This window comes from Photobacterium sp. WH77, assembly GCF_022014395.1.
Lineage (GTDB): Bacteria > Pseudomonadota > Gammaproteobacteria > Enterobacterales > Vibrionaceae > Photobacterium > Photobacterium arenosum.
On record NZ_JAKLTE010000023.1, the window covers coordinates 46,842 to 73,477 of the forward strand.

The 26,636-nt window shown below is 53.8% G+C and carries 22 protein-coding genes; 11 read left to right on the forward strand and 11 right to left on the reverse strand.

Annotated features, from left to right (window positions below; translation table 11 throughout):
- Positions 1-1,131: 1,131 nt before the first annotated feature.
- Positions 1,132-1,362 carry a DUF2789 domain-containing protein gene (locus tag L6J37_RS18450; RefSeq protein ID WP_027251653.1) on the forward strand — a complete coding sequence of 77 codons (231 nt, stop codon included), beginning with the start codon at positions 1,132-1,134 and terminating at the stop codon, positions 1,360-1,362.
- A 31-nt stretch (positions 1,363-1,393) separates the two neighbouring features.
- Entirely contained in the window at positions 1,394-1,681 is a 288-nt protein-coding gene (locus L6J37_RS18455) for a hypothetical protein (protein ID WP_192017566.1), read from the forward strand.
- 91 nt (positions 1,682-1,772) lie between these two features.
- On the opposite strand, the gene L6J37_RS18460 is transcribed toward L6J37_RS18455, so the two are convergent.
- Both L6J37_RS18460 and syd read right to left on the reverse strand, forming a co-directional pair.
- Complete coding sequence (locus L6J37_RS18460; RefSeq protein WP_192017565.1) at positions 1,773-2,543, reverse strand: Zn-ribbon-containing protein; 771 nt, start codon at positions 2,541-2,543, stop codon at positions 1,773-1,775.
- A 3-nt stretch (positions 2,544-2,546) separates the two neighbouring features.
- A complete protein-coding gene (gene syd / locus L6J37_RS18465; protein WP_192017564.1) occupies positions 2,547-3,101 on the reverse strand; it encodes a SecY-interacting protein in 555 nt (184 codons plus the stop codon).
- A 67-nt stretch (positions 3,102-3,168) separates the two neighbouring features.
- Here syd and queF point away from each other — a divergent pair, with 67 nt between their 5' ends.
- From queF to xni, 5 genes are all read left to right on the forward strand, one after another.
- Positions 3,169-4,014: an NADPH-dependent 7-cyano-7-deazaguanine reductase QueF gene (gene queF, locus L6J37_RS18470; RefSeq protein WP_192017563.1), complete on the forward strand. Its 846-nt coding sequence runs from the start codon at positions 3,169-3,171 to the stop codon at positions 4,012-4,014.
- Positions 4,015-4,121: 107 nt separating this feature from the next.
- Positions 4,122-6,386: a tetratricopeptide repeat protein gene (locus L6J37_RS18475; protein WP_192017562.1), complete on the forward strand. Its 2,265-nt coding sequence runs from the start codon at positions 4,122-4,124 to the stop codon at positions 6,384-6,386.
- Positions 6,387-6,615: 229 nt separating this feature from the next.
- The gene (locus tag L6J37_RS18480; protein ID WP_237796169.1) at positions 6,616-8,142 is read left to right on the forward strand and encodes a GGDEF domain-containing protein; all 1,527 of its coding nucleotides are present in this window, start codon (positions 6,616-6,618) and stop codon (positions 8,140-8,142) included.
- A gap of 227 nt (positions 8,143-8,369) precedes the next feature.
- Positions 8,370-9,743: a nucleotide 5'-monophosphate nucleosidase PpnN gene (gene ppnN / locus L6J37_RS18485; RefSeq protein WP_192017560.1), complete on the forward strand. Its 1,374-nt coding sequence runs from the start codon at positions 8,370-8,372 to the stop codon at positions 9,741-9,743.
- Positions 9,744-9,802: 59 nt separating this feature from the next.
- Entirely contained in the window at positions 9,803-10,576 is a 774-nt protein-coding gene (gene xni / locus L6J37_RS18490; protein WP_218386475.1) for a flap endonuclease Xni, read from the forward strand.
- Between the two features lie 24 nt (positions 10,577-10,600).
- Here xni and rlmM read toward each other — a convergent pair whose 3' ends face one another.
- The 4 genes from rlmM to L6J37_RS18510 all read right to left on the reverse strand — a co-directional run bounded on the left by rlmM (position 10,601) and on the right by L6J37_RS18510 (position 13,830).
- A complete protein-coding gene (gene rlmM / locus L6J37_RS18495) occupies positions 10,601-11,683 on the reverse strand; it encodes a 23S rRNA (cytidine(2498)-2'-O)-methyltransferase RlmM (protein WP_237796171.1) in 1,083 nt (360 codons plus the stop codon).
- A 9-nt stretch (positions 11,684-11,692) separates the two neighbouring features.
- Positions 11,693-12,067 carry a DUF423 domain-containing protein gene (locus tag L6J37_RS18500; RefSeq protein ID WP_192017557.1) on the reverse strand — a complete coding sequence of 125 codons (375 nt, stop codon included), beginning with the start codon at positions 12,065-12,067 and terminating at the stop codon, positions 11,693-11,695.
- A 39-nt stretch (positions 12,068-12,106) separates the two neighbouring features.
- Positions 12,107-12,772, reverse strand: a complete 666-nt coding sequence (locus tag L6J37_RS18505) for an alpha/beta fold hydrolase (protein WP_375713908.1) — start codon at positions 12,770-12,772, stop codon at positions 12,107-12,109.
- A gap of 119 nt (positions 12,773-12,891) precedes the next feature.
- A complete protein-coding gene (locus tag L6J37_RS18510; protein WP_237796172.1) occupies positions 12,892-13,830 on the reverse strand; it encodes a transcriptional regulator GcvA in 939 nt (312 codons plus the stop codon).
- Positions 13,831-14,212: 382 nt separating this feature from the next.
- On the opposite strand from L6J37_RS18510, the gene csdA reads away from it, so the two are divergent.
- Together csdA and csdE are read left to right on the forward strand one after the other, a co-directional pair.
- A complete protein-coding gene (gene csdA, locus L6J37_RS18515) occupies positions 14,213-15,427 on the forward strand; it encodes a cysteine desulfurase CsdA (RefSeq protein WP_192017555.1) in 1,215 nt (404 codons plus the stop codon).
- 15 nt (positions 15,428-15,442) lie between these two features.
- Entirely contained in the window at positions 15,443-15,880 is a 438-nt protein-coding gene (csdE, locus tag L6J37_RS18520; protein WP_192017554.1) for a cysteine desulfurase sulfur acceptor subunit CsdE, read from the forward strand.
- 25 nt (positions 15,881-15,905) lie between these two features.
- Here csdE and tcdA read toward each other — a convergent pair whose 3' ends face one another.
- Together tcdA and mltA are read right to left on the reverse strand one after the other, a co-directional pair.
- Positions 15,906-16,712, reverse strand: a complete 807-nt coding sequence (gene tcdA, locus L6J37_RS18525; protein ID WP_192017553.1) for a tRNA cyclic N6-threonylcarbamoyladenosine(37) synthase TcdA — start codon at positions 16,710-16,712, stop codon at positions 15,906-15,908.
- A gap of 54 nt (positions 16,713-16,766) precedes the next feature.
- Complete coding sequence (gene mltA / locus L6J37_RS18530; protein WP_192017606.1) at positions 16,767-17,963, reverse strand: murein transglycosylase A; 1,197 nt, start codon at positions 17,961-17,963, stop codon at positions 16,767-16,769.
- A 335-nt stretch (positions 17,964-18,298) separates the two neighbouring features.
- Here mltA and L6J37_RS18535 point away from each other — a divergent pair, with 335 nt between their 5' ends.
- Positions 18,299-18,526, forward strand: coding sequence for a hypothetical protein (locus tag L6J37_RS18535; protein ID WP_192017552.1), 228 nt, complete (start codon positions 18,299-18,301; stop codon positions 18,524-18,526).
- Positions 18,527-18,548: 22 nt separating this feature from the next.
- On the opposite strand, the gene L6J37_RS18540 is transcribed toward L6J37_RS18535, so the two are convergent.
- The gene (locus tag L6J37_RS18540) at positions 18,549-18,932 is read right to left on the reverse strand and encodes a DUF2850 domain-containing protein (RefSeq protein ID WP_237796173.1); all 384 of its coding nucleotides are present in this window, start codon (positions 18,930-18,932) and stop codon (positions 18,549-18,551) included.
- Between the two features lie 217 nt (positions 18,933-19,149).
- On the opposite strand from L6J37_RS18540, the gene argA reads away from it, so the two are divergent.
- On the forward strand, positions 19,150-20,475 hold the full coding sequence (argA, locus tag L6J37_RS18545; protein ID WP_237796174.1) for an amino-acid N-acetyltransferase: 1,326 nt from the start codon (positions 19,150-19,152) through the stop codon (positions 20,473-20,475).
- A gap of 39 nt (positions 20,476-20,514) precedes the next feature.
- On the opposite strand, the gene recD is transcribed toward argA, so the two are convergent.
- Together recD and recB are read right to left on the reverse strand one after the other, a co-directional pair.
- The gene (recD, locus tag L6J37_RS18550; RefSeq protein ID WP_237796175.1) at positions 20,515-22,647 is read right to left on the reverse strand and encodes an exodeoxyribonuclease V subunit alpha; all 2,133 of its coding nucleotides are present in this window, start codon (positions 22,645-22,647) and stop codon (positions 20,515-20,517) included.
- On the reverse strand, positions 22,647-26,291 hold the full coding sequence (gene recB / locus L6J37_RS18555; protein WP_237796186.1) for an exodeoxyribonuclease V subunit beta: 3,645 nt from the start codon (positions 26,289-26,291) through the stop codon (positions 22,647-22,649). The genes recD and recB overlap by 1 nt, the downstream gene beginning before the upstream one ends.
- Positions 26,292-26,636 lie beyond the last annotated feature (345 nt).

Genomic DNA, 26,636 nt, shown 5'->3' on the forward strand with positions numbered 1-26,636 from the left:
ATCCCTGTCTCTTCCTGAGCAGTGTCATCCTGAACACTGCAGCCGGCATCCCGCCATGTCCTGAACCGTCCTTAGCGTGAAAGCTGTCCTCGCCTTCACTATCATCCTGAACCGACCCTGCTCCCTGGCCGTTATCCTGTTCCGTGTGTCAATTCCTTCGACACTTCTAAGACTACGATAATTACGCGCCGGACACAGCACAGTCGTTGGTTTGCTCTTTCCCCTGCGCTCAGGCCACAAGGCGATAAAAACATAAGACAATGAATTGGTTGATGTATTTTTAGATTTGTGCGCTGAAAGAGATCATAGAAAACGCATATTTCTCACGCTTTTGTGAGAGATCGCTTACAAGATAGCAGGCAAAATATGAAGCAGGATGACGCGTAATCAGCCGTCGCAACTCAGTACAGCCAATACAGGGTATGAGACAAGGGAACAAAAATGAGCTGACGGTCGGAATGCCTGCTGTGGTACGCCCTGTTACCACATTCCAGACATAAAAGAATGGGCGCAACTTGCGTTGCGCCCTTAGGTCTTACCTGTAGCTTCCTACTACTATGGTGCTCCCTGCATCATTCCTTTGTATGCTGTATCCTTCAGCGCTTCCCTTGTTGAACTTCATCCTGAAGTGTCCTGGTCTCCTGACCCGTTACCCATCCCGGGTGAACTCTCAACAGCCATCCTGGCGGTGTCCCTGGCTTCTTCCTGAAGCATCATCCTTGTGTCATCCTGACGGCAAACATCCTGCTTGCACTGACTACATCCTGCAGTCTCCGAACTGTCCATGTCAGCCCTCATCCTGAAGACCGTGTCTCATCCTGAGACCGCCAACTCCGTGGCTCATGTTCCTGTTCCGTGTCAGCTCCTTCCGACAGAGTTAAGATTACGCGATATCCCGATTCGAACAAGCGCACATTGAATGTCAGTTATCACGCCACATTTAGCCCGACACGACAAAATCAACATAAACACATGATAATAAACAATTATCTTTATCCATTTAGGCTAACTGCCATAGCAAGACTTCAGTATGTCTTACATGCTTGTAAGCGATCTCTCACAAACCACAGAGACGAATTGACGACTATTCCCCACTATACTTATGACAAACACCAGTAGGGGAATAGCAAGATGGAAACATTCAGCCACGACTTACACAGTTTATTCAATCAGTTAGGAATGAATTCGTCCAAGGAATCGATAGAAGGCTTCATTCGCGACCATAATCTCAAACAAGACGAAACCCTCGCTCAGGCTGATTTCTGGCAACCCGCCCAGCGCCGTTTTCTCAAAGAATCGATTGCTGAAGATGCCGATTGGTGCGAAGTGATTGATCAATTAGACGCTTTGCTACGAAAATAAGTGAACCCGAGCCACTCTTTCAGGAAGAAATATGTCATCTGCCATTACCGATGCGCTGGAGCGCGCCATATCAACACTCATCGCGGAAGGTAAAGAGCCCAGTGTCGCACTGGTGAAAGCCCGCCTGCGTGAGCCTTTACCTATGCCTGTGATCATTCAGGCGCTTAAAAGCTGGAAACAGCATGCCAAAGTACCAGACATTAAAGCCAGCCAGGCAGCACCGGCCAGCGACAGCGAACGACTGGCTGCCCTGGAGCAACAAGTCGCCAGCCTGACAGCACGCCTTGCCGCCCTGGAGCAGGCCCAGCAAGATAAATAACCTGCCTTGTTAAGTGCAGTCACCGCCCGTTGCTTTGTGGTAACGGGCGGTGACTGCGTCGAACGGCGCATGCCGACCAACGGGGGTTGAGCTACTGATAATCCCAGGACAGGTTGGACACCAGCCGGCACGGATCGCATTTGAAATGGAAAATACCGTGGATCGGCTCATCCACCCGCCAGGCTTGTCCGCATTTAGGGCAAGGACGATCAGCCTCATCGACCAGACTGACCCCACCCACCCGGTACTGATAATAATAGGTGGGCACTTTGGTCAGAAATTCAATCCTGCCGCGTAAATCCCAGCCACGGCGGAACAAATCACTGTCGGCATCGCGGATTTCATGCAGGGCCGCATGTTCAGCTTTACAGCCTCCGGCCATCTGAATTTCATCACAGGCTTGCCATTCGGTCTGCCATTTGACCAAGGCTTTATGATCACCGTTAAAGGTTGCCGGTATCCGGTACAAAGGGATAGGCAATAAGCTGTCGCCGCTGCGCAGCGGGGAGCAGGTGTGCACATAAGTGGTATACAGCACCTGCCAGCCCGGTGCTTCTTCGGCCGTCGCTTCCGAATTAATATCACGCCCCAAGACTTTAATTTTCGGGGCCAGCAAACTGGCTTGTGTCAGTCGGTTGATACCCGCTTTGACCTGCGGACTGTGAAACTGGCTGTGCAGGCTGGTTTTCTCCGGACAGACAGCCCGCACTTTAAACACGGCTTCATCCATCACGACAGGGAACTCCCGCCCCAGCACCTGGCCGTTATAGCGCAGCGCATCCATCAGGCCATTGATCGCCTGCTCCACCGCAGCGACAGTGGTGTTGTCAAAGCATTCAAACTGTAGCTCAACGACATACATGGCTTAACTCACCTTCACAACGGGCTCAAGCTGGCGGATAAAAGTCTCGACATCGTACGCCAGCACCTCCCGGTCGGATTTGCCCAGCGTCTCGAGAATAACGTTACCGGTCAGATTACAGATAGCAATTACCTGATCTTCTGCATCCATCACCCCGATAAAGACAGTCGGCTTGAGCTTCAGCCGGCGCTGAGTCACCAGGTGACCCAGAATGTTTTCCTGCAGCCGTTGATGATCCGACTCACTAAACACCTGCAGCAGGTCAAATTCCAGCGCCTTGAAACGGGCCGCCATATCGCCACTGAAAAAGCTGCCGTAAAACGCCGTAATATCCGGATGCAGACGAAGTTCAATGCCTGTCTCAACCGCATCAAAACGGCCAGCAGGCTCACGCGCGACCGGCTGCCAGCTCACGGTATCGCCATTATCCGTTTCAATACAAGGAGATGTGAGGCCAATCAGATCGCTGCTGCAGGGCAGACAGGCGCGCTCATCGTGCCACACTTTAATAAAACGGGAAGAAAATTCAGCCAATGCGGCCGTTACAGGATGATTCATTCGCAACCTCAAGCAAGATTCAGTAAACTTTGCCTATTCTAATCCAAGTGTGTGTGTCCAGGACAATATGAGCAAATACAAAGACGCGAAAGAACTAGCCGGTTTAACTCTTGGCCAAAAAAGCGAATACAAAGATCAGTACGATCCCACTCTGCTGCAGGCCGTGCCGCGTAAGCTAAATCGTGATGATCTGTCGCTGAGCGACGACCTGCCATTCACCGGGTATGACATCTGGACCCTGTACGAGTTGTCCTGGCTCAACAGCAAAGGACTGCCTCAGGTGGCTATCGGTGAAGTGCGTCTGCCCGCCAGCAGCCCTAATCTGATTGAATCCAAGTCTTTCAAACTCTTCCTGAACAGCCTGAACAATACCCGTTTCGGCAGTTGGCAGGAAGTGGCAGATATTCTGCAGAAAGATTTATCCGCCTGCGCCGGGATGGATGTGGACGTGACTATCCAGCCGCTGAGTGACTTTACCGATCAGCCTATCGTGGATTTTGCCGGTGAATGCATTGATGAGCAGGATATTGAGATTACCAGTTTCGACTTTGAACCTGAGCTGCTGAACAATGCCGCCAGTGGTGAGGAAGTAGAGGAAGTGCTGCACAGCCATCTGCTGAAATCTAATTGCCTGATCACCAGTCAGCCAGACTGGGGCAGCGTGCGAATTGCCTATAAAGGCAAGCGGATAGATCGTGAAAAACTGCTGCGCTACCTGGTGTCTTTCCGCAATCACAATGAGTTCCACGAACAATGTGTTGAGCGGATCTTCATGGATCTGATGCGTTTTTGCCAGCCGGAGCGACTGACTGTTTACGCCCGCTACACCCGCCGTGGCGGTCTGGATATTAACCCTTACCGCACCAATCAGGGCAAGACGCCAAGCAACAACGATCGCATGGCACGCCAGTAAAGGCTCGCCCGCTTAGCAGTCAAGTCCGGCAAATCGCTTTACTTTGCTGGACTTGACGTCCTGAGCCAGTAATATGAGGGCCGTGTTTCCCGATGGATAAGTGCGCTATGAACTGTCGTTACTGGCTCTTCAGCATCCTGCTTTTGTTTCTCACCGCCCTGCCGGCTCAGGCGAAGATTTATGCCACCCCTATTCTGGCCGATGCCGATCTCCTGTTGGAAACCAGCCCGGAAAAAGCACTGGAGATCACCGAACGCTACCTGAACCAACGTCGCCTCAGTGTGCCTGTCGACAGCTCTCGCGTTCATGTTAATGAAGAAACTGACCATTCTATCCGCACCCCGCTGAGCACCATCAATGCGCTGCAAATAAAAGCCAGAGCGCAGTCTTTGTTAAATGCGCAAAGCGACGCCATTCACACCATCAACGAAGCCGAAGCACTGGCGATTGAAAACGCGTTCAGCTATACGCTGCTCGAAACCCAGCTCATTCATGCCAATATTCTATGGCACGGGATGGGCGAGGCCTCCTCAGCGGCGGCTCGACTGGATAAAATCGATCAGGTCATCGCCGGTGATGAGAAACTGCAACGCAGCGAACAAATCAAGATTCTGCAGTATCAGTTGCTGATGCTCCGTGCCGATATGGAATCCACCCTTGGCGATGAAAGACAGGCAGAGAAAATGTATATCCGTGCCAAGCGTGACCTGTCTGAGCTTGATGATAGTAAAGAAGAAATCAACTTCCTGCTTAATCACGGGATGCATTATTTACGGCACCAGCACTATGATCTGGCGCTGGATCGTTTGCTGAGCGGCTACTGGCTGGCGCAGGAAAAAGACGATCACGGCAAAATGGCGATCGCCAACCTGGAACTGGCCACGCTTTACGAAGAGCGCAAAGTCTTTGACAAGGCACTGGAACACGCGACGCAGGCAGGAGAGTTTTTCGAGCACTTCAATCGCACCATCCCCCTGGCCCGCACTCTGGCCCTGATAGCCAATATTTACGAACAGCAGGGCCGGTATAACCTTGCGCTGGTGCATTACTTCAATGCTTTAGATCAGGAAAACCAGCTGCGCTTACCCACCCGCTCCTCCAAGCTGCGCCTGAGTATTGCCCGCGTTTATCTCAAACTCTATAACTACCCGAAAACCGAACAATACCTGCACCATGCCCGTCAGCTGGCGCAGGAAAGCGATGATGAAATCACTCTGATCAAGTCACAGCTGCTCCAGGGACAGCTTGAGCTGGCAGAAGATAAAACCGCGCAGGCAATCTCGACCATCCAGGCGGCACTGCTGGCGGCCAGCCGTTTGCCCAAAGCACAGCCGGCTCTGCAAATGCAGGGAGAAATCAGCCTGTCGGCCGCATTTGAGAAGCAGAAAGACTATTACAACGCCCTGCTGAGCCAACGCCGCTATGAGCAGTTGTATGCCTCTTTGCAGGAAAATCAGGTGAAAAGTAATGCCGAAGTGTTCCGCCAGCAACAGCGTATGATGGCGCGGGCGCTGCAGTTAGAAGAACTTGAACGACAGCAATTCACCCAGGAAAAAGCCCTTTATCAGCAAAAGAACATCACCACAGTACTATTGATCGGCCTGTTGCTGGCCCTGCTGGTGCTCTGGTATCGTCACCGCTCCGCATGCCGCTGGCGGGAGCGCCTGGCGCTGCTGCGGGATGAATTCTACACCCACCCCCGCAGTGGCCTGCGCAACCTGAGAATGCTCAATGCCAGACTCTCCAGCTCGCTGCAGCAGAGCAGTGCGCATTTCGAGCAGTGGCACCTGGGGGAGATCATTAACGAACCCCTGAGCGACCGGTTACGCTTTGCCCTGTTTGAAGTCCCGCTACTCAAACATGTCTATCTTGAACATGGCTACCAGCAGGGACTGGAGCTGGAGCGCCAGTTTGGTGATTACCTCAAAGCCCAGATTTGCGAACCGGCCCGCCTGTACCATTTTTCCGATGCCATGTTCCTGTACATAGAGCCAAACTCACGCCTTGAAAGTGCGCCTCAGCAGCTGGCAGATTCCATCAAACAACTGGTGGACACTTTCATGAACGACAGGCAGCTCGACAGCCGGGTACGCATAGGAATGGCCGAGTACCCTTTTCTGCCACGGGCCTGTACCGCCATCAATGATCAGGAACTGATCGACATTCTGCTGATGGCCACCCATGCCGCCCGCCAGATAAGCAAAACCGAAACCGGCAGCCAATGGGTGCACCTGAGTGCCATCGAAGCAGCCCCGGCCGCCAGTTTCGCCGGCGAGAATATCCGCCGCGCTTGCATACTGGCGATGGACAAAGGTTTGGTCAGGGTGCAGACCTCTTCCCATCAGGAATATGACTGGCGCCGGCACCTCTGAGGAAAAAACGCTCAGTATTTCCGCTGTTTAGAGCTACAAAGATCACGAAATAGCATAAAAAGCACGCGAGCGTTTGTGTCTGGGAAAACAAGCCGTTAATAATGTTCAACTCATCAGAACATTTTTGCTAACATCCGAGCTTGCACAGCGCCTGGCGCTGGGTGTAATGGATGTTTAGATAAGGTAATTATTAGTCGACGTGACTGCGAAATATAATGCAGCTTCTGATGTGAGTGAATTGAAGCTGCGTTTGGATCAGGCTCAATTGTCATACCGCGATGTGTCATTAAAATCGCGTCGTGAAATCGTTATTCTAAAACGCCTGATTGCCCGTATGTCTGTTGCCTGTAAAGGTTTGGATAGCGAGCTGGACAAACGGCTTGATACCCTGCGTACCGATCTGGAACAAAACAAAGATATCAGTAAGATTGTGCCGCATCTGGCCCAGGTCGAACGGTTATTGCTCCGGCAAACCTCAACCCATTCAACCATGGAACGCCTGTCTGATCTGATCCGGCAAAGCTCTGAAAGCCTGAAACGCATCCCTGCCCTGCCGGTTCAGCTCAAACGCGACATCCATGATCTTCTGTCCCAGGCACCTGACTCACTGCACCACAGCCACCAGCAAATCACCCAATTGTTCGGTCTGTATGATCGCGCCCTGAAACTCCTGACTGTGCCTGTCAGCATCGAACGTGAATCACGCTCAAAAGACAACGATTTACAGCATAAGCTGTGCAATGAGCTGCAACAGATCATCACAGAGCTGGATGCCGAGGGTGAATCCGGCGACCAGTTGCTGGCCATACGGCACCAATTGCTCGCCGATGTCGAGCCCATTTCACTGGTCGAGCTATGCCTGGATGTGTTGCGGTTGGCGCTGGACAGTTTTATTCACGAACGTCGCCATTCGCAAAAATTTCTTGATGTCATCAGCGGCGATCTGGCAGCACTGGAACAAACGACGCGCCAGACCGCCGATCAGGGGCAAGCGCTGTACAAGCACCGTTCTGAACTGACTGCCGAGCTTGGGCAACTGTCTGACCGCTTCCACCACGCGCTGCAGCAGTACACCAACCTGGAAAGCTGGCGCGGTGCCGCACATTCGCTCGATACCTCACTCAGACAACTGGTCGAGCGCCAGCGCTCGCTTGAAAACCGTGAACAGGCGTTGCTGGAGCAACTGCATTATCACCAGAATCGTGCCGAGCACCTCTATCAGCAAACGCAGAACCAGCATCGCCAGATTGAAGATCTGCAACGCCGGATATTCCTTGACCCGCTGACCCGTGTTTACAACCGGGCGGCTTTTCATGACCGGCTGGAGCACGAATACCGCCGCTGGATTCGCTATCAGCACCCGCTGTGCCTGGCCATTGTCAATATCGATCACTTCGGGGATCTCAATGACAACTATGGTTTCCAGGCTGGCGACAAAGTGCTGAAGATTATCGCCCGTACTGTGCACCAGCATCTCAGAGATACCGACTTTATCGCCCGGGTCGGCAATGACGAGTTCATGCTTATCCTGCCTGATATCGCCGAAGATGAACGTCATCGACGGCTGTCCGGTATTCGTGAAGCCATCTTGCAGCTCCCCTTCCGGTTCAGGGAAAAGAACGTCACCATTTCGGCCTCAATAGGCGCGACGCTCTTTGATGACACAGATACTCCGGGCAAGGTGATCGAGCGGGGACAAAAGGCTCTGAGCAGCGCGAAACACGCTGGCCGCAACCATCTGATTTGGATCGCTTAATCACTGATTACTCACTCAGCTGCTGGCAAATCCAAGCTCTAACCCACTGCTACACAAACTCTTTTTTTTCTTTCTGCCCTAGTCAAACCCTGTAACCCTGTGTATGTTCAATAGTACGGGTCAGGAAAATGCCCGCTATTTCCATCCGCGGTCGATCCTTTATCCGCCAGGAAAATCGCTTACATACAGAAGCATCAGCCTCTGTATTCGTCTCCAGGGAGGTAAGCATGATTACACACATCAGTCCGGTTGGTGCGATGACACTGCTGTCGCAGCTCGAAGTTGACAGTCTGAAGGCCACTGCGGCCAGCGACCTGTATCGCCTGTACCGCAACTGTTCACTGGCTGTACTTAATTCAGGCAGTAACAGTGACGATTCCAACGCACTGCTGGAACTCAATAAGTCATTTGATATCAATGTACTGAGAAGAGAACGCGGGATAAAACTCGAACTCAAAGACCCACCCGAGCACGCCTTTGTCGACGGTAAAATTATTCGCGGTATTCAGGAGCACCTGTTTGCCGTGCTGAGGGACATTATTTACGTCAACGTACACGTTAACCAGCGCAACGATCTAAACCTGACCAGTGCACCACACATCACCAATTTCATCTTCAGTATTCTGCGTAACGCCCAGACAGTCCGCTCAAGGGAAGATCCCAATATCGTGGTCTGCTGGGGGGGGCACTCCATTAACCCGGAAGAATATCAATACACCCGGGATGTCGGCCACCAGTTAGGATTACGTGAGATGAATATCTGCACCGGCTGCGGGCCCGGTGCCATGGAAGGGCCAATGAAAGGGGCCGCCATCGGCCATGCCCAGCAAAGATACGGTAAAAGCCGTTTTATCGGCCTGACCGAACCGTCCATCATTGCCGCCGAGCCACCTAACCCTATCGTCAATGAGCTGGTGATCATGCCAGATATTGAAAAACGGCTGGAAGCCTTTGTCCGTGTGGGTCACGGCATCATTATCTTCCCCGGAGGAGCCGGTACCGCCGAGGAGCTGCTGTACATCATAGGTATTCTGATGCACCCGGAAAATCAGGATCAACCTTTGCCTGTAGTGCTCACCGGTCCGAAAAGCAGTGAGCCGTATTTCCGCACCCTGGACAGCTTTGTGCGCGATACCTTAGGTGCAGAAGCAACCAAACATTATCAGATAGTCATTGATGACCCGGCGAAAGTGGCCCGCATCATGAAAGCGGCCATGCCGCAAACCAAAGAATACCGTCAGGAAACCGGGGACGCGTATTGTTACAACTGGTCGTTGAAAATCCCACCGGAATTTCAACTGCCCTTTGAACCCAACCACGATGCCATGGGCAGTCTGGATTTGCACTTCAACCAGCGGCCGGAACAGCTTGCCGCGAATCTACGCCGTGCTTTTTCCGGTATTGTCGCCGGCAACGTCAAAGAAGAAGGGATCAAGGAAATTGAACGCAATGGCCCCTTTCTGATCAACGGCGATCCATCCCTGATGAAGCGCATGGATAAGCTGCTCAAAAATTTCGTCGCTCAGCGACGTATGAAACTGCCGGGCAGCGAATATATTCCCTGCTACCGGATCCTCACTCACCCCGACATGGTGAAATAATTTGCCATGCAACGTAGAATACAGGGCCAGCAGGCCCTGTTTTACTATTGTTGATATATATGTCCATACACTTAGTCGTCATTGATGCCCTCAACCTGATCCGCCGTGTGCATGCCGCCCAGCCGGGCGAGCCCGATATCGCCAGCACCAGTAAGGTGTGCTGCCAGGCGCTGAGTAAAATCATTGCTATCAGCCAGCCAACCCATATCGTGGCGGTGTTTGACCATCATGGCGATGACAGAGGCTGGCGGGCGGAGTTGCTGCCCAATTACAAAGAAGGGCGCAAACCTATGCCGCCGGAACTGCAGACAGGGATGGATCAGATACAGGATGACTTCATGGCGCTGGGCGTCGACTCACTGCTGTCTGACGGCGATGAAGCCGATGATCTGATTGCCACCCTGGCGCTCAAAGTGGCAGACCATGGCGGCAAGGTCACTATAGTGTCAACCGACAAAGGCTACTGCCAGCTGCTGCGACCGACTGTAATGATCCGTGATTACTTCCAGCAGCGGTGGCTTGACAGCCCGTTCATTGCAAAAGAGTTCGGGGTCCGTCCTGAGCAGTTGCCCGATTACTGGGGACTGGCGGGGATCAGCTCAAGCAAAATTCCGGGCGTACCGGGAATCGGCCCTAAAGCAGCGTGTGAATTGTTACAACTTTATCCGGATCTCGACAGCATTTTGTCCGCGGACAATCTCCCGGAGAAATGGCGCAAGAAAATCGCACCCAATAAAGACAGCGCAAGAGCCAGTAAAGCGGTCGCCAGGCTGAAAACCGATCTAGAGCTTGGCTTTAATTTGCAGGATATCCGATTTCAGCTGGCGGGCTGAGCAGCCCGCCAGCTACCAGATCAATTAGTGAGGATGACGGTTGTCCAGACTCTGGATATGTACCGTGATTTCTTCACGGTCATGGTACAGGTGTTTGGCCTGCAGGCGGAATTTCATGCCATTCTGAATCAGAAAGACTTTCAGATTTTCAATATCCTGCAGTACTTCCTCATAACGGCCTTTCATGGGCAGTTTCAGGTTGAAGATGGTTTCTTTTGCCCAGCCTTTAATCAGCCACTGCCCCACCAAATGCGAGACCCGGGCAGGCTTTTCAACCATGTCACACACCAGCCAGGTGACATTCTTACGTGGCGGCTCAAACTTGAAGCCATCCACCATGTGATGCTTCACCTGTCCCGTATCCATCAGACTCTGGGCCATTTGCCCGTTATCAATAGCATGCACAAACATGGAACGCTTCACCAGCTGATAGGTCCAGCCCCCAGGGCAAGCCCCGAGATCCACGCCCCACATGCCAGAGGCCAGTCGTTCGTCCCACTCTTCGCGCGGAATAAAGACATGAAATGCCTCTTCCAGCTTGAGCGTAGAACGGCTTGGGGCATCCGCCGGGAACTTCAGCCGCGGGATTCCCATGAAAAATGGCGAATTGTTATTGGTGTAGGAATAGCCGATAAAACAGCAGCCCGGTGCAGTAAAGCACAAGTGCAGCACCGGCTTCTTCGGGTTATCTTTCGCGTACAAAGCCCCCTGCTTACGAAATGCCTGGCGCAATGGCACAGTAAACTTGCGACAAAACTTCAACAGTTCTTTGGCTTCGTTGGTATCTGGGGTTTCAACCCGCAGATCGCCACAACGCGGCAATGCTTCCGCCTCAGCCAGAATAGGGCTGATACGATCATCGGTCGGTAAATCTTCCAGACGTGCTGTCACTACCAGCATCTGACGGGCAAAAATCAGTTCCGAAAACGGCTGTAGTTGCACGAACTTATCAGCATCCCCTGCCTGATAAAATTCAAACAGTACATAACCGGTATTTTTCTTCGCACGCGGAAAGCCAAACAATTCGAGTTTATTGGCTTTATCCTGCACCTCTCCGGCACATTCGTTTTCAAATCCCTGACGGCAGTACAACAGAACCTGATTCACCACGAGTCCTCACGCAGAACGCCAGGCCGCCACAGCAAGTGACAACCAGGCTAGAATAAAACACAGTCCCCCCAGTGGTGTTACGGGACCAAGCCACTTCATCCCCGTTAATGCCAGCAGATAAAGGCTGCCACTGAACAGACAGATCCCCACTGCAAATAACAGGGCCGCGTATGATAGCGCTTTTGCAGAAAAATTGCGTGCCCAAATGCCGCAGCCCAACAATGCCAGGCTGTGCCAGAGCTGATAATCCACGCCTGTCTTAAAAACATCCAGTAAATGCGGGCTAAGGTGCACTTTCAGTCCGTGGGCGGCAAAGGCCCCTAAACCTACCCCAATGGCACCGCTGATCGCGGCGAAAAGAATCATACTCCGGCTCTGCATTCACTCTGTCCTTCTGTGGTTTGTATTCATGGAATGATTTCAGTCTGATACGCACTGGCGAATAAACCGGGCTAACACATCGACAGCCTGCGCCAGGTTACCGGCTTCACTAAAGCCCGAGGCTTTGCGCGGCTTGAAACTGTGGTCTCCGTCCGGCAGAAAAGACAGCGTCACTGTGTCGGCATAGCTCCACCCTTCCACCTCACTGCGGATACCAAAGGTATCGCGCTCGCCCTGCAGAATCAGGGTCGGGACAGCGATTGTTTTCAGATGATCGCCGCGAAAATTCTCCGGTTTGCCCGGCGGATGAAACGGGAACCCCAGACAAGCGACGCCGCAGACCTTGTCCTGACAGTTATGGACATCCGGTGTCGATTCGGCAGCTTCCGTCACCATCAGGCTGGCCATGCGGCCGCCCATAGATTTGCCGCCGATCACCAGCGGCCCTTGCTGACTGAAATGTTCAATATGGCGCTGAAAATCCACCAGCAGCTTTGGCTGCCGGTCTGGAGGACGCTTTTTGCCGTCTTCCCGCCGTTTCACCATATAGGGAAAATCAAAACGCACCACGCGAATCCCTTCGGCAGCCAGCCCTTGGGCAACCGCCGTCATAAACGCGTGATCCATCCCGGCACCGGCGCCGTGGGCAAACAGAAAGGTGGCAGCGAACTGGCCGTTTTCTGGTGTTGTTATCAGATATTCCACTGATTTCCTCTCATATTCGATTGGCAGACTGAACCTGGGTTACTGGCCCACCCTGATTGTTAATCACTCATCGGCCGGTGCAGAACCAGCAACACAAAATCAGAGTAACGCTGGTGGGATCAAGCCATGACCTCGGCCTGATATTCAGGCTGAGGGAGCGGCCCCTCTTCCTGTTCTTTACGGGCTTTCTCCAGCACCCAGTCACGGAAGATCTGAATCCGGCCGGTTTCGGCCTGCTTTTCCTGACACACCAGATAGAAGGCATTTTTACTCAGCAAAGCCTCATCAAACGGACAGACTAGTCGGCCGGCTTCCAGCTCAGGTTGCGCCAATACATTGTTGGCCAGTGCAATTCCCTGACTGTGGATAGCGGCCTGCAACACCATGGTAGAGTGACTGAAAATCGGCCCCTGGTTGACATTGGCGCCCGGAATATCGAACTCACGCATGTAGTTTTTCCACTCCTTACGCGAGCCGTCATGTAACAGGGTGTGCTTTTGCAGATCAGCCAGGGTGTCGAGCGGCTTAGGGCCACTGAGCAGCATAGGGGAGCAAACGGGCAGCAGAAATTCCTGATACAGCCGGTCACAGCGCAGTCCAGGCCAGTTGCCACGACCATAATAAATCGCTACATCCACGTCATCTGTCAGAGAGCCTTCATCCAGATCAACCGCTTTGATTCTGACATCCACATCAGGATGCAGCAGATTAAAGTCACTCAGTCTGGGCACCAGCCACTGGATGGCAAAACTGGGAGATAAACTAATGGTCAGCGCCCCTTTTGAACCCCGTTCCAACACTTTGTCGGTGGCATCTGAGATGGCACTGAAGATATCTTTCAGATCGAGAAAATACCCTTGTCCCTCTTCGGTCAGCAACAAGGAACGGTTACGCCGGCGAAACAGTTTCAGGCCCAGAAATTCCTCCAACGCTTTAATCTGGTGGCTGACTGCGGCCTGAGTAACAAACAGCTCCTCTGCCGCTCGGGTAAAACTCAGGTGCCGGGCGGCAGCCTCAAATACTTTCAGCGAATTAAGTGGTGGGAGTCGTCTTGACATAATGTCCTGCCATACTGGTTGCATTAGTTTTTTTTATCCAGGTCATTATAAATTGTCGATTGTTCAAGTACCACATAAACCCTAAGATTGGCGCCGCAATCTCAAGGGTAAAACGCTGTAATTTTGCTTAATCGCAGAATTGTTTATCAGCTTTTGTTACCTCTTAGATTGCAATGTTGTGTTTGCATATTGCCCGGTCTCTTCTGGGCGGGTAGCCGGAGTGCTACCGATTTACTTCCTGTTTTTTGACCTGTCTGTCAAAACTTTTTTATGGCACTGCGCCCCAACGCGGTGCCACTTTTTTAGATAATCCCCCTGCACCCCTTGCCTCAGTGACGGATAATAAGGAAGATCGTCCCATACACCAGACAATGAGCCCAGTATGACCATCCCATTTGACATTCAGGCGATCCGTTCGCAGTTTCCGGCATTACATGATGCGCAGCACCCGATCACTTTCCTCGACAGTGCTGCGACCACGCAAAAGCCGCTGGCCATGATTCAGTCTCTTGACAGCTTTTACCGGCAACACAGTGCTAATGTGCACCGGGGAAGTCATCAGCTGACAGCGGGTCTGACGCAGCGTTTCGAACAAGCCAGAGAGACGGTGCGCCAGCTTATTCACGCCAGCAGCCCGAAAGAAATCATCTGGACCCGCGGGGCCACTGAGGCTCTCAACCTGATCGCACAATCCTGGGCGCGCAGCACCCTGCAGCCGGGAGACGAGATTCTGGTCAGCGAACTGGAGCACCACGCCAACATAGTGCCCTGGCAGATGGTTGCCGAACAGACAGGCGCAACTGTGGTGAAAATCCCGATGAAGCCCGACTGCACCCTGGATATGGATGCCTTTCATCAGCTGCTCGGTGCCAAAACCCGCATTGTCGCGGTTGCGCACATCACCAATGTCACCGGCACCCGGAATCCGATTGAAACCATGATCACCGCAGCGCACGCCCACGGCGCCATTGTCGTGATTGATGGTGCGCAGGGCATCGTGCATGAAACTGTTGATGTACAGGCGCTGAATGCCGATTTCTATGTTTTTTCAGGCCATAAGCTGTTCGGCCCTTCCGGCATTGGTGTGCTCTATGGCAAACAGGCGTTGCTTGAAGCCATGCCGCCCTGGCACGGCGGCGGCAAGATGGTCGAAAAAGTGTCCTTCGAAGGTACTCACTACACCGGACTACCGGGCAAGTTTGAAGCCGGTACACCAAACATTTCCAGCACAATCGCGCTGGCAGAGAGTATTCACTGGCTCAACAGCATTGATCGTCAGGGTGCCGAGTGCCATATTCACGCGCTCCGCCAAAAAGCACTGGATGGAATCCAGGACATCGACGGCTTGCGGATTGTCGGCCTGCAAGCTGACGCCAGCCTGTTTTCGTTTGTGGTTGACGGCATTCACCATCAGGATATCGCGACCCTGCTCGATGAACAGGGCGTGACACTGCGTGCCGGCAATCACTGCGCCCACCCAATGCTGGATGCACTCGGACTGACAGGCACCCTGCGGGTTTCTCTGGCCCTCTATAATACTGAAGAAGATATTGAGCGTTTTGTGGCTGCGCTGCACAAAGCCTGTGATTTGTTGTAACCAAAGAGAGAGAGCATGACCTCAGTTCCATTCCCTTCGCACCCGTTTGGCACCACGATTTCTGCTGAAGATATTCTGGAGAAAATGGCTCAGACCAAAGGCTGGGAAGACAAATACCGCCATGTGATTCAGTTTGGCAAGCAATTGCCCGCCCTGCCGGAGACGCTGAAAAACGAGGAAGTGAAAATCAGTGGTTGTGAAAGCCAGGTGTGGCTGGTTCAGCGCTGTGACAACGGTCATTACCATTTCGCCGCCGATTCCGACGCCAGAATTGTCAAAGGGCTGATTTGCCTGGTGCTGGCCGCCTACGAGGGGAAAACTGCGGAGCAGATTCTGGTGTTTGACATCGACGGGTATTTCGAACAGCTGGGATTACTGGCACACCTGAGCCCATCGCGCAGTAACGGGCTGAAAGCTATTGTCGACGCCATTATCACTAATGTGAGCCGCTAAAACACGGCTCACGCAGCAGTGGCTGTTAACGGTGTTTTTCAATCAGTTTTTGCAAAATGCGGGATACTGCCACAAAACCGAAGGTCGCGGTGACCATAGTTGCCGCGCCAAACCCGGTTGCACAATCCATACGTTTCGGGCCTTCCGCCGTCGCTTTGGCCTCACAGACACTGCCGTCAGCCTGAGGGTACTTGAGCTGCTCGGTTGAGAACACACAGTCAATACCAAATTTGCGCGCCGGATTTTTGCTGAAGTTGTAAAAGCGGCGCAGCATATTGCGGATTTTCGCCGCCAGCGGATCCTGAATGGTTTTGGCCAGATCAGCGATCTGAATCTGGGTCGGATCAATCTGGCCGCCCGCACCACCTGTGGTGATCACCTTGATTTTATTTCGCTTGCAGAACGCCAGCAACGCCGCTTTAGGCTTCACACTGTCAATCGCATCCAGCACATAATCAAACTGACTACCTATGTACTCGGGGATGTTTTCCGGGGAAATAAAATCGTCAATCAGGTTCACTTTACAGTCCGGATTGATTAACGCGATCCGCTCTGCCATCACCTCAATTTTACTGCGGCCTACCGTCCCCGACATGGCATGGATCTGACGGTTGATATTAGTCACACAGACATCATCCATGTCGATCAGCGTTAGCTGACCGATACCGGATCGGGCCAGGGCTTCGGCAGCCCAGGAACCGACACCGCCGATACCAATCACACAGACATGAGCAGCCCTCAGGATCTCAACCTCCTGATGACCATACAAACGGCGGGTGCCGCCAAAACGCTGGTTATAATTGTCTGATGCTGGAGTGTCGGGATGCTGCATAACGGCCTGTCAGAGTGTGTTGAGAATGAGCGCGTTTTTATACGCGCTCTGCTGTCAGTTGTCCAGTCCCTGCGCCTGTTGAGCCGGCTGGGCCACAACAGCTTCCTCATGGAAGGTCAGCGTGGTATCCACCGGTGATATCACGGCTTCCTGACTGGCTTCGATTCTCTGTTCCGTCAGCTCAGCGTCGGTATCTGGTGTCAGTCCCAGTTTCCATACCCGGCCAAAATGCTTGTAATGACCGGCATCGATTCCGGCCTGAGCGCCCATACCATGGTAAAGATCCAAATGGTTACGCTTGACTGCGCCGCCGGTATCCAGCGCCATCAGCAAGGTTAATACATGCTTGCCATTCCAGTTGCCGTCCGCATCCAGCTGTGGCACTTCAGCCAGCAGCACACTGCCCATAGGTAAGAATTCCCGGTCAGCCGCTACCGAAGCCATAGGTAACAGCGGAATACCCGCAGTACCTAACACATCCAGCTCGTCGCGCGGACTAAAGAAGACATAAGACGGATTCTGCTCCAGCAACTCACGTACTGTGGCATCATCATGCTCACTGACCCACTCAGCGATCGCTTTCAGAGACATTTTCTCTCTTGGCACCTCACCGCGCTCAATCAGCACTTTACCGATACTGACATAAGGATGGCCGTTCTTACCGCCATAAGCAAAATACTGCAGCTCGTCATTGTCCTCGAAGTGAACAAAACCGCTGCCCTGCACCTCCATCATGAAAACATCCAGCTTGGAGGCGGAATACCCCAGCTCCAGCCCCTGACCAGCCAGTGCACCATTGTAAATCTCGGCACGGGTCGGGCACTGGCCGTTACATTCTGGCAGCGCGTAAACCGGGTATTTGAACCTGTCGTCCTGCTCGTGACGCAATTCGATCACCGGCGAAAAGTAACCGGTGAACATCACATTACCGTAACCGTCACCGCCGCCCATCTGCTCAGTCGTCAAACCGTACTGAGAGAAAGATGTCGGATCGCCGCTGTTCGCCGCCCAGTCGTTAATCTGCTGATACAAATTCTGATAACGCAGCATCATAGAAGGAGAACGGGTGAGCACTTGTTCCGCTTGCGCTTCGAAGCGGCTGTAATCGCGAGGTTTATCCGATACCACATTGGTGACCGGGTTCAGCAGATCATCAAACTCGCCATCAAGGTATTGCTGGCCGCGGTCAACCGGTCGGGCACACGCCGCCAGGCCGAACACACAGGAAACGAAGGTCAGTTTTCTTAGCAGGGAAAGTTGTTGGAACACAGAAATGCCTTAGTAATATCGACAGGTTAACGCATGGCAGGTCATCTCAAACATACCATGTACATATAAAGCCACAATGTTAGGCTGTTTTATCATAACCAATGTCAAAGTCTTGTTTTGATTGTCACGAAAGATTAATAATACGCATTGGCTGTCATATAAGTGTCACAATATAACGGTTTAATAAAAACGTCATACAAACGACATCATTGCCCAGCCGACAGACAATGTCAGCATGGCAACAAAACGACAAACAGCAATGCGAGCACCTTTACGGGTCTTAAGCCCCAGAGCATGACATTTCAGGAAGGACTGGCATGAACAATCAGTTTAAAATTGGCAAAGAAACCTTACTTGATCCAAACGCTATTGAATATCAGTGGATTCGCAATCTGGCCAGTGACGGCAATTCTCCGCAACAAATCAACACTGTGATCCAGCGTTGCCTTGGCGGCACAGCCCAGACTGCGGATACACTGCGCAAGGTAGCCTTGAATAAACTTCCGGTCCACCAGCTTTTTTCCCGCCTCAAGGAAGAAGAATAAAGCGGGTGACCCGCTGGGGGATTTACGAGCCCTGTTTGGTTTCTTGCCGTGCGAACGAAGACACATAATGCGCAGGTTGCTGGCGGATGAACTGACCTTCTTCAAAGGTATAACGGTAAGTATCCTCTCCCATGCGGTAACGTAACTGGCTACCGTCCCATTCATAGGTGGTACTGACCAGACGGCCTGACACATAGACACCATTAGCTCTGAGTTCGAACTGGTCCGCGGCGTAGGGCGCCACGTCCTGCTCTATCCAGGTGCCGTAAATAGTTGGCTCTGGCGTAGGGGTAAACCAGTCTCCTGTGGCTGCCCCCACCGCAATAAAGCCACTTAATGCAAGGCCACTCACCAAGATAAACAGTACTGTGGCTGCCTGCCACCGGGTGTAATTATTGAATGCCATTAACATTGCCAGTCATCCGCACGTTCTACAACTATACGCTTATCTGGCGTCGCTTCGGCGCATCGAATAAGTGCGTAATGTCAGAATGGGATCTCGACTCAATATTTTCCTTCCGACGCCGCGCGTCCTGAGTGATTTTCATGCTTGCTGCGCAGAGGATAAACAGGCAACATGCAGGCATGCTTGATCCCTATTAATTATTGTAACGGAAGACAGAGTGAAGCTCAGAAGCACTGCGCTGGTGAAAGGCTTTCGCCAATCAGCGCCTTATGTAAATGCCCACCGCGGCAAGACGCTGGTGATTATGCTGGGCGGTGAAGCCATCGCCGATAACAACTTTCGCAATATCGTTAACGATGTTGCTCTGCTGAACTGCCTCGGGCTGCGCATCGTGCTGGTTTATGGCGCTCGTCCGCAGATCTCTCACCTGCTCGATATGCACGGGTACAGCACCCCGTACCATAAAAGCGTCCGGGTCACCGATGAACGTTCACTGGAAATTGCCAAGCAGGCCGCGGGTCAGCTCCATTTAGATATCACAGCCCGCTTCTCTATGGGTCTGAACAATACCCCTATGGCGGGCTCGCAGATCAATGTGGTCAGCGGCAACTTCGTCATCGCCCAGCCTTTGGGCATTGATGACGGTATCGATTATTGCCACAGCGGCCGCATCCGCCGCATCGATGTCGACGGCATTAAACGCCAGTTGGATCAGAACAGCATTGTGCTGCTTGGCCCGATTGCCAGCTCGGTCACCGGAGAGTGTTTCAATCTGACCTCGGAAGAAGTGGCGACTCAGGTAGCAATCCGGCTCGAAGCCGACAAACTGATCGGCTTTTGCTCTCATCAGGGCGTGAGGGATGAAAATGATCAAATCGTTTCTGAAATGCTCCCGGCGGAAGCCGAAGCCACACTGCAGCGACTGACAGAACAAAACAAAGCCGATTCAGGCACCGCGCGTTTTCTGCGTGGCGCAATGACCGCCTGCCGGGCCGGTGTGCCGCGCAGCCACCTGATCAGCTATAAAGAAGATGGCGCACTGATCCAGGAGCTTTTCTCTTTTGACGGGATAGGCACGCAAATCGTCATGGCCAGTGCTGAAAAAGTCCGGGGCGCGAACATAGATGATATCGGCGGTATTCTGGCGCTGATCCGCCCGCTGGAGCAGGATGGCATTCTGGTTCGTCGCTCCCGCGAACAGCTGGAGCAGGAAATCAAACAATTTACGGTGATCGAACGGGACGGCCTGATCATCGGCTGTGCGGCCCTGTATTCCTTTATGGAAGAGCAGATGGGCGAGATGGCCTGTGTGGCCGTTCACCCTGACTATCGCGACGGTGACCGCGGCTCCCTGCTGCTCAACCGCATTCGCCACCAGGCACGCACTCAGGGGCTGAAACAACTCTTTGTGCTGACCACCCGCAGTCTGCACTGGTTCAGGGAACACGGTTTTGTCGAAATCGATGTCTCTGATTTGCCTATGGCAAAACAGGCACTCTATAACCTGCAACGCCGCTCAAAAATCCTGACGCTGGCACTGTGAGCCGCTACCGCCAGTCAAAGACTGGCGGATAAGCAGCCCTCAGCTTAAGTTGGCTTCCAAGCCACTGGCCCGCTCAATACAACGCTGGATACTGCGCTGCAACACCTCTGGCTGAGCATACAGGTACAGTCTTTCCCTGGCTCGGGTAACGCCGGTATACACCAACTCCCGTGTCAGGATCGGGCTGAAATCCGGCGGCAGTATCATCAGGGTATCGGCAAATTCCGAGCCTTGCGATTTATGGATTGTCATCGCATATACCAGTTCGTGATCCGGCAGACGACTGGGCAGAAAACTGCGAATACTGCCGTCCGGCATATCGAAATACACCCTGAGTGCCAGACGGCCTTTACTGTCAGTCCGCCCCTCAGGGTCTGGCATCGCAATACCAATATCCCCGTTATACAAGCCCAGACCATGTTCATTGCGGGTGATCATTACCGGCCGCCCGACATACCAGGTTTCCTCGCCGGGGGCGATCAGCCCCTCTTTGGCCAGTTGCCGCTCAATACGTGTATTGAGACCCTTCACGCCAAAATCCCCTTCCCTGACCGCACACAGCAGCCTGACGCTGGCAAACGCCTGCAGCACCTCACCGGGCTCTTTACCCTCAGCAATTGCCTCAAGATAGCGACGATAAAAAACAGACATCTGTTTGATCAGACGCTGGTAATGCTCGGCACTGAGCGGGTACTGATGAATATCGGTAAAATTCTGTTGCCACACAGTCGCAAGCCTGTCGGGCAGGCCACTGTTGATGGCTTTCGCCAGTTGCCCTATGCCTGACAATGCATGAAAACGGTAGCTTTTTTGCAAGACACACAAACAATCAGCGACCGGACTCTGCCCGCCTGACGGCCCGGCCGGCAACACAAAGCCCGTCATATCACTCAGCTGTCTGGCTTGTCCGGCACTGTAGCCCTGACCGGAAAATGCGCAGATATCCCCCAACACAGCGCCCGCCTCCACCGAAGCCAGCTGGTCTTTGTCGCCCAGCAGAATCAGCTTGCAGTGAGCAGGCAGTGCTTCCAGCAGGCGGGCCATCATAGGCAAATCGACCATAGAGGCTTCATCCACCACCAGCACATCGGCATGCAGCGGATTCGCGGCGTGATGGCGGAAAGAGGCCCGGCCCGGAATGGCGCCGAGCAAACGGTGCAAGGTGCTGGCCTGGGTCGGAATGGCCGACTGAATCGCCGGTGGCACAGGCAAAGACTGAACCGCCTTGCCGATCGATTCGGTCAGGCGTGCGGCCGCCTTTCCGGTCGGCGCCACCAGCACAATATGGGGCACTTTGGCTGAATCAAGCGTTTCTGTATCGGGTTGCGCCTGCATCACCAGCGCGGCCAGCAATTTGGCGACTGTGGTGGTTTTCCCTGTTCCCGGCCCGCCGGAGATCACAGCAAACTGACGACTTAGGGCGGTGGCGGCCGCCACTTTCTGCCAGTTCAGGCAAGCGTCATCCGGGATCAGCCGATCAAGCGCTACCAAATCGGAAAAGCGCTGCGCCTGACACAGCACACTGTCTATCTCAGCCCAATTCAGAGTTTCCGCTGCCACCACATCCAGCTTATCGCACACCATCATCCGGCGTTGCTCCGCGCTGTCATTGCCGTTACGTCGTAAATCAGCCAGAGCGTCATAAACATAGCGATAATTGCGTGAAAACAAGGTGTCCAGCATGCCGGCCTGGCGGGCTCCCCGGACATTCCCCTGCCCGGCAGAGACCAGCAGCCGCTGCGCGACAGTCTGTTCATATTGCCAGTAACGATGCAGATACAATCGGTTGTCGATCAGCACCAAAGGCGTGGGCTGAGAACCATCGGACACGGCAGCGGACTGGCTCAGTATAGCTGGCCAGCTGGCTGGTAAACGCCAGGCTGCCGGCAATACCGCCAGCAAAGATTCAGCCATCTCTCTTGGCAGCCCCAAAGGCGGGCTGGTCGCAGTCGCCAGCGGCAGGCAAACATGGCCGCGCCCCAGCTCCTGACTGAGCCAGGCCGCAGCCAGGGCCAGCACCTGTTGCAACGCTTCATCATCCTGTCCGTTGACCGACTGACAGATAAACTTGGCAAACTGGCTATCCAGCGGCCGCAGCGCGCCCTGACGGGTCAATCGCTCAAGCTGGCCGATAACAGCAATATCATAGGTAGTGTGGCTTAACAGACTCATCAGGCTGGCTCTCCCTGGCTAATCTGACCATCGATCAGCTGTTCAAGTTCGCTCAGCAGCGCATGGCTTGGCCGGGCATGAAAAATACCACTGTTGTCTTCTGCCCGTACGCCGCGCAAAAACAGGTAATACACGCCGCCAAAGTGCTGCTCATAATCGTAATCGGCTTTTCGGCTTTTCAGAAAACGGTGTAGCGCCAGTGCATATAACTGGTATTGCAGATCGTAGCGGTGCTCGCTCATCGCCGTATTCAATGCCTCACCACGGTACGCCTCATGGGTGTCTCCCAGCCAGTTCGATTTCCAGTCCAGCACGTAATATTTCCCCTGATACTCAAACACCAGATCGATAAACCCTTTCAGCATCCCGCTGACCGTAGAGAAACCCAGCTCCCCTGCTTTTGCCGACAAGGCATCATGCCGGGCCAGCGTTTTGTTCAGCAAGGCCGATGACAGCAGGTGAATCGGCAGCATGAATTCCATCTCGACCAGACGTTGCTGGGGCTGAAGGGCGCCAAGACGCAAATCCTGACCATCCAGGGCACAGTTCAGTACCTGGTTCAGCAATTGCTGCAGTACCGGCAGCCACTCGGGGTCGTAATTTTCCTGTCGCAGTAAATCACTGATGACCTGGGTGGTGGCTACACTGTCGACCGCATCGGTGAATTCAATAGTTTCGAACAGGCTGTGCAGAAAGGTTCCCGGCCTGGCGCCTTTCGGGAAGGTAAACACAGAGCGCTCAGGCGCGGCAACGGCCATTTCACTGTCCGGATCATCCAGCAGGTTGTCTTGCGATGAATCGGTATCAAAACCGGGTAATTCGCTGGTGGCGTCCAGCGCCGAGTGGCCCTGCTTCACCAAAGCGGAATAACTGGTGATCCACCAGTTGTGCTCGATGGGATGTGAAAAGCGGGCCGCTTGCGGCACAGGCTGCTCGCTCAACGCCGGTTGCCAGAGCGACTCAGGCAGCGAGGGCGGGAGCTCCACACGGATATCCTCACTTTGCGCCAGCGTATTGAGTGCCTCAGACAGCTCGGCCAACCCGCCTTCTTTGCCGTTCTGAATCAGATAACCCATTGCAGACAGGTGCAGCCCGGTGGGTTCTTTGGTACTGCGTCCATTGCGCAGCGGCGCCATGCCGACATAACAGCCATAAACAGCCCGGGTCAGCGCCACATAAATCAGACGCAGATCCTCGGCCAGTCGCTCTTGCTCGGCCAGAGCCAGGCTGCGCTCTTGGCCACTGATATCCAGCACCGCCTGCTGAGACAGCGGATCATGGAACAGCGCTGTTTCGGTGCTGCGGTAACTGCAGACAAACGGCAGAAAGACCAGCTCGTATTCCAGCCCTTTGGATTTGTGGATGGTGACGATTTGCACCAGATTACTGTCGGATTCCAGCCGCAATTGCTGTTCATCACTGTTACCGTTCGGCGATGCCATGTGTTCAGCCAGCCAGCGGATCAAGGCCTGATCACTGTCCAGGGTCTGACTGGCCTGCTGGAGCAGCTCGCCCAAATGCAGTAAATCCGTCAATCTGCGCTCACCGCCGTTTTCACCCAGCAGACGTTCGGCGATCTGGCGGCGTGTTAAAGCATGACGAATCATAGGGAGTACACCGCGGCGCAGCCACAGGCTGCGATAGTCACGAAACTCCGCAATCCATCGCTCCCACTCATCTTCTTCGTTATTCAGCCTGTCGAGCTGAAAGGCACTGAGTGCAAACAGACGGGTGGCCAGGGCGGCCCGCAAAGTGGTTTCCTGCTCCGGGTGCAGTACAGCCACCAGCAAGCGAAGCAAATCTGCCGCTTCCTGGCTGGCAAACACACTGTCGCGGTTAGACAGGTACACACTGGGTATCCCCTGAACAGCCAGTGCCTGGCGTACCAGCGCCGCTTCTGAACCGGTACGCACCAGCACAGCAATATCACCGGCCGACACCGGCCGCTGCTCGCTGCCCTTAACCAATAACGCCTGGTTATCCTGAGCCTGAGTCAGAATGGCCTGAATCTGTGCTGCCGTCGCATCCGCCATCGCCTGCTGATATTCACCTTTGCTGACCGGGGCGTCGGCGTCCATCTGCCACAAACACAGTGCCGGCTGACGCTCACCGTTGAGCTGCCAGTGCTTGCTCTGCGCATTCGGGCTGGGCTGAACGGGCAGAAACTGGATATCGCTGTCATAAATAAACGGGCTGTCCGGCAGTGCAAACACCCGGTTAGCCGCTGCCACCATGCCGGCGGTCGAACGCCAGTTAGTGCCCAGCGTATAGTGCGCGCTGACCTGGCGCCTTGCCCGGATGTAGGTAAAGATATCTGCACCGCGAAAAGCATAGATCGCCTGTTTGGGATCGCCGATCATGAACAATCCCGAGTCCCTAGCTGTATGAACCGGTCCGGCCTGATCATCAGGCAGATACACAGTGCTGAAGATCTGATACTGAAGCGGATCGGTGTCCTGAAACTCATCAATCATGGCAACGGGATACAAATGGCGGATCCTGGCTGCCAATGCGCCTTCGCCGCTATCTTTGTCCGTCAGTAAAGCCGCCGCCAGCTGAGTCAGCAGATCATCAAACGACAGCCAGCCCTTGCGCTGCTTGGCCTCTGCCAGCAGTTCCCGGCAGGCCTGAATCGCATGGGCCAGAATCGGCTCCCTGACACTGGGCTTGGCAGCCAGCAAGTCATGAATGGCGGCAAATACCGGATGCTGCGGCACGGTGCCCTTGGCGGTTTTCTCTTCCAGCACCGCCTGATCAAATTTTTCCAGCGCCTTGGGCAAGCTGTAATCCAGCGTTGGCTGGCTTGACCACAGTCCCACTTCTTCAAGCGCTTTAGGCAGGCTGGTTTTGGTATAGCTGCGTTTATTCACACCTGAGTCACTGATCAGTGCCAGAAAATCTGCCGCGTGCTCGCGCCAGCCCTGCTTTACCGCCTCAATCCGCTGCAGATTCTGCTGATGCAGCTGCGTCAGATCGCCCGACAGCGGCGGGGCCATCAGTGTGACCGGGGCGCCGGACAAAAACGCATTGATATCTTTGAGCAGCTCTGCCGGTGCTGGCCAGCAACGACGGATTTCGTTCGCCAGTTCGCGGGGCAGAGGGTAAAAATAGCGCCGCCAGTAATCCGCCGCCACCTGCGCCCGCAGCTGGCTTTCTTCGGTAATGAATTCATTGGAAAACAGGCTGCCTGATTCGAAGGCATTTTGCGTCAGCATACGCTGGCAGAAACCATGGATGGTGAAGATCGCCGCTTCATCGATCTGCCTTTCCGCCTGCAGCAGCAAGGCCGCCGATCGGGCATGATCCGGCAGATCACGCAGCAGAGCCGCCAGCACAGGATCATCACTTATGCCGCGGCTGAAGGCGATCCTGGCATCATGAATACGGCGACGGATCCGGTCACGCAGCTCAGCCGTTGCCGCTTCGGTAAAAGTCACCACCAGTATCTTATCCACCGTCAGAGGCTGCGGGTACGCGGTATTGGCATCACCGTGTCCCAGCAGCAAACGCAGGTACAAGGTCGCTATGGTAAAGGTTTTCCCTGTCCCTGCCGATGCTTCTATCAGTCGCGTACCGTGCAGCGGAAACACCATAGGTTCCAGTGTTTGCGGCATGATGGCGGAGACATCTGTTGATGGGGTCAAAGTCATGATCGTCAACCGGTTCCTGTTGTCAGGCTCGCTGCGGCTCATGCACTCACTCCATAAGCCGCAGCGACAATAATTTAGGTTTCAGGCAGCATAAATGATGGAAAGCTGCCGCTGGTTTCAAAGCACTGTGTGATCTCTGACTGATTAGCTCTCAACCAGCGGATTCTATTCTGATTCATCTATCACTATGGGATACGTTTCACATTTTCAGTGTCGGGCTTTCGGTAGTATCGCTGCCAAGAAATTTGGTCTACCTCTGGACCTTGTGGCCGACCGGTGAACACCCTACACCTTATAACGATTTTGCCGGCGGCCACCTCGCACCTTTCTCCTCGCACC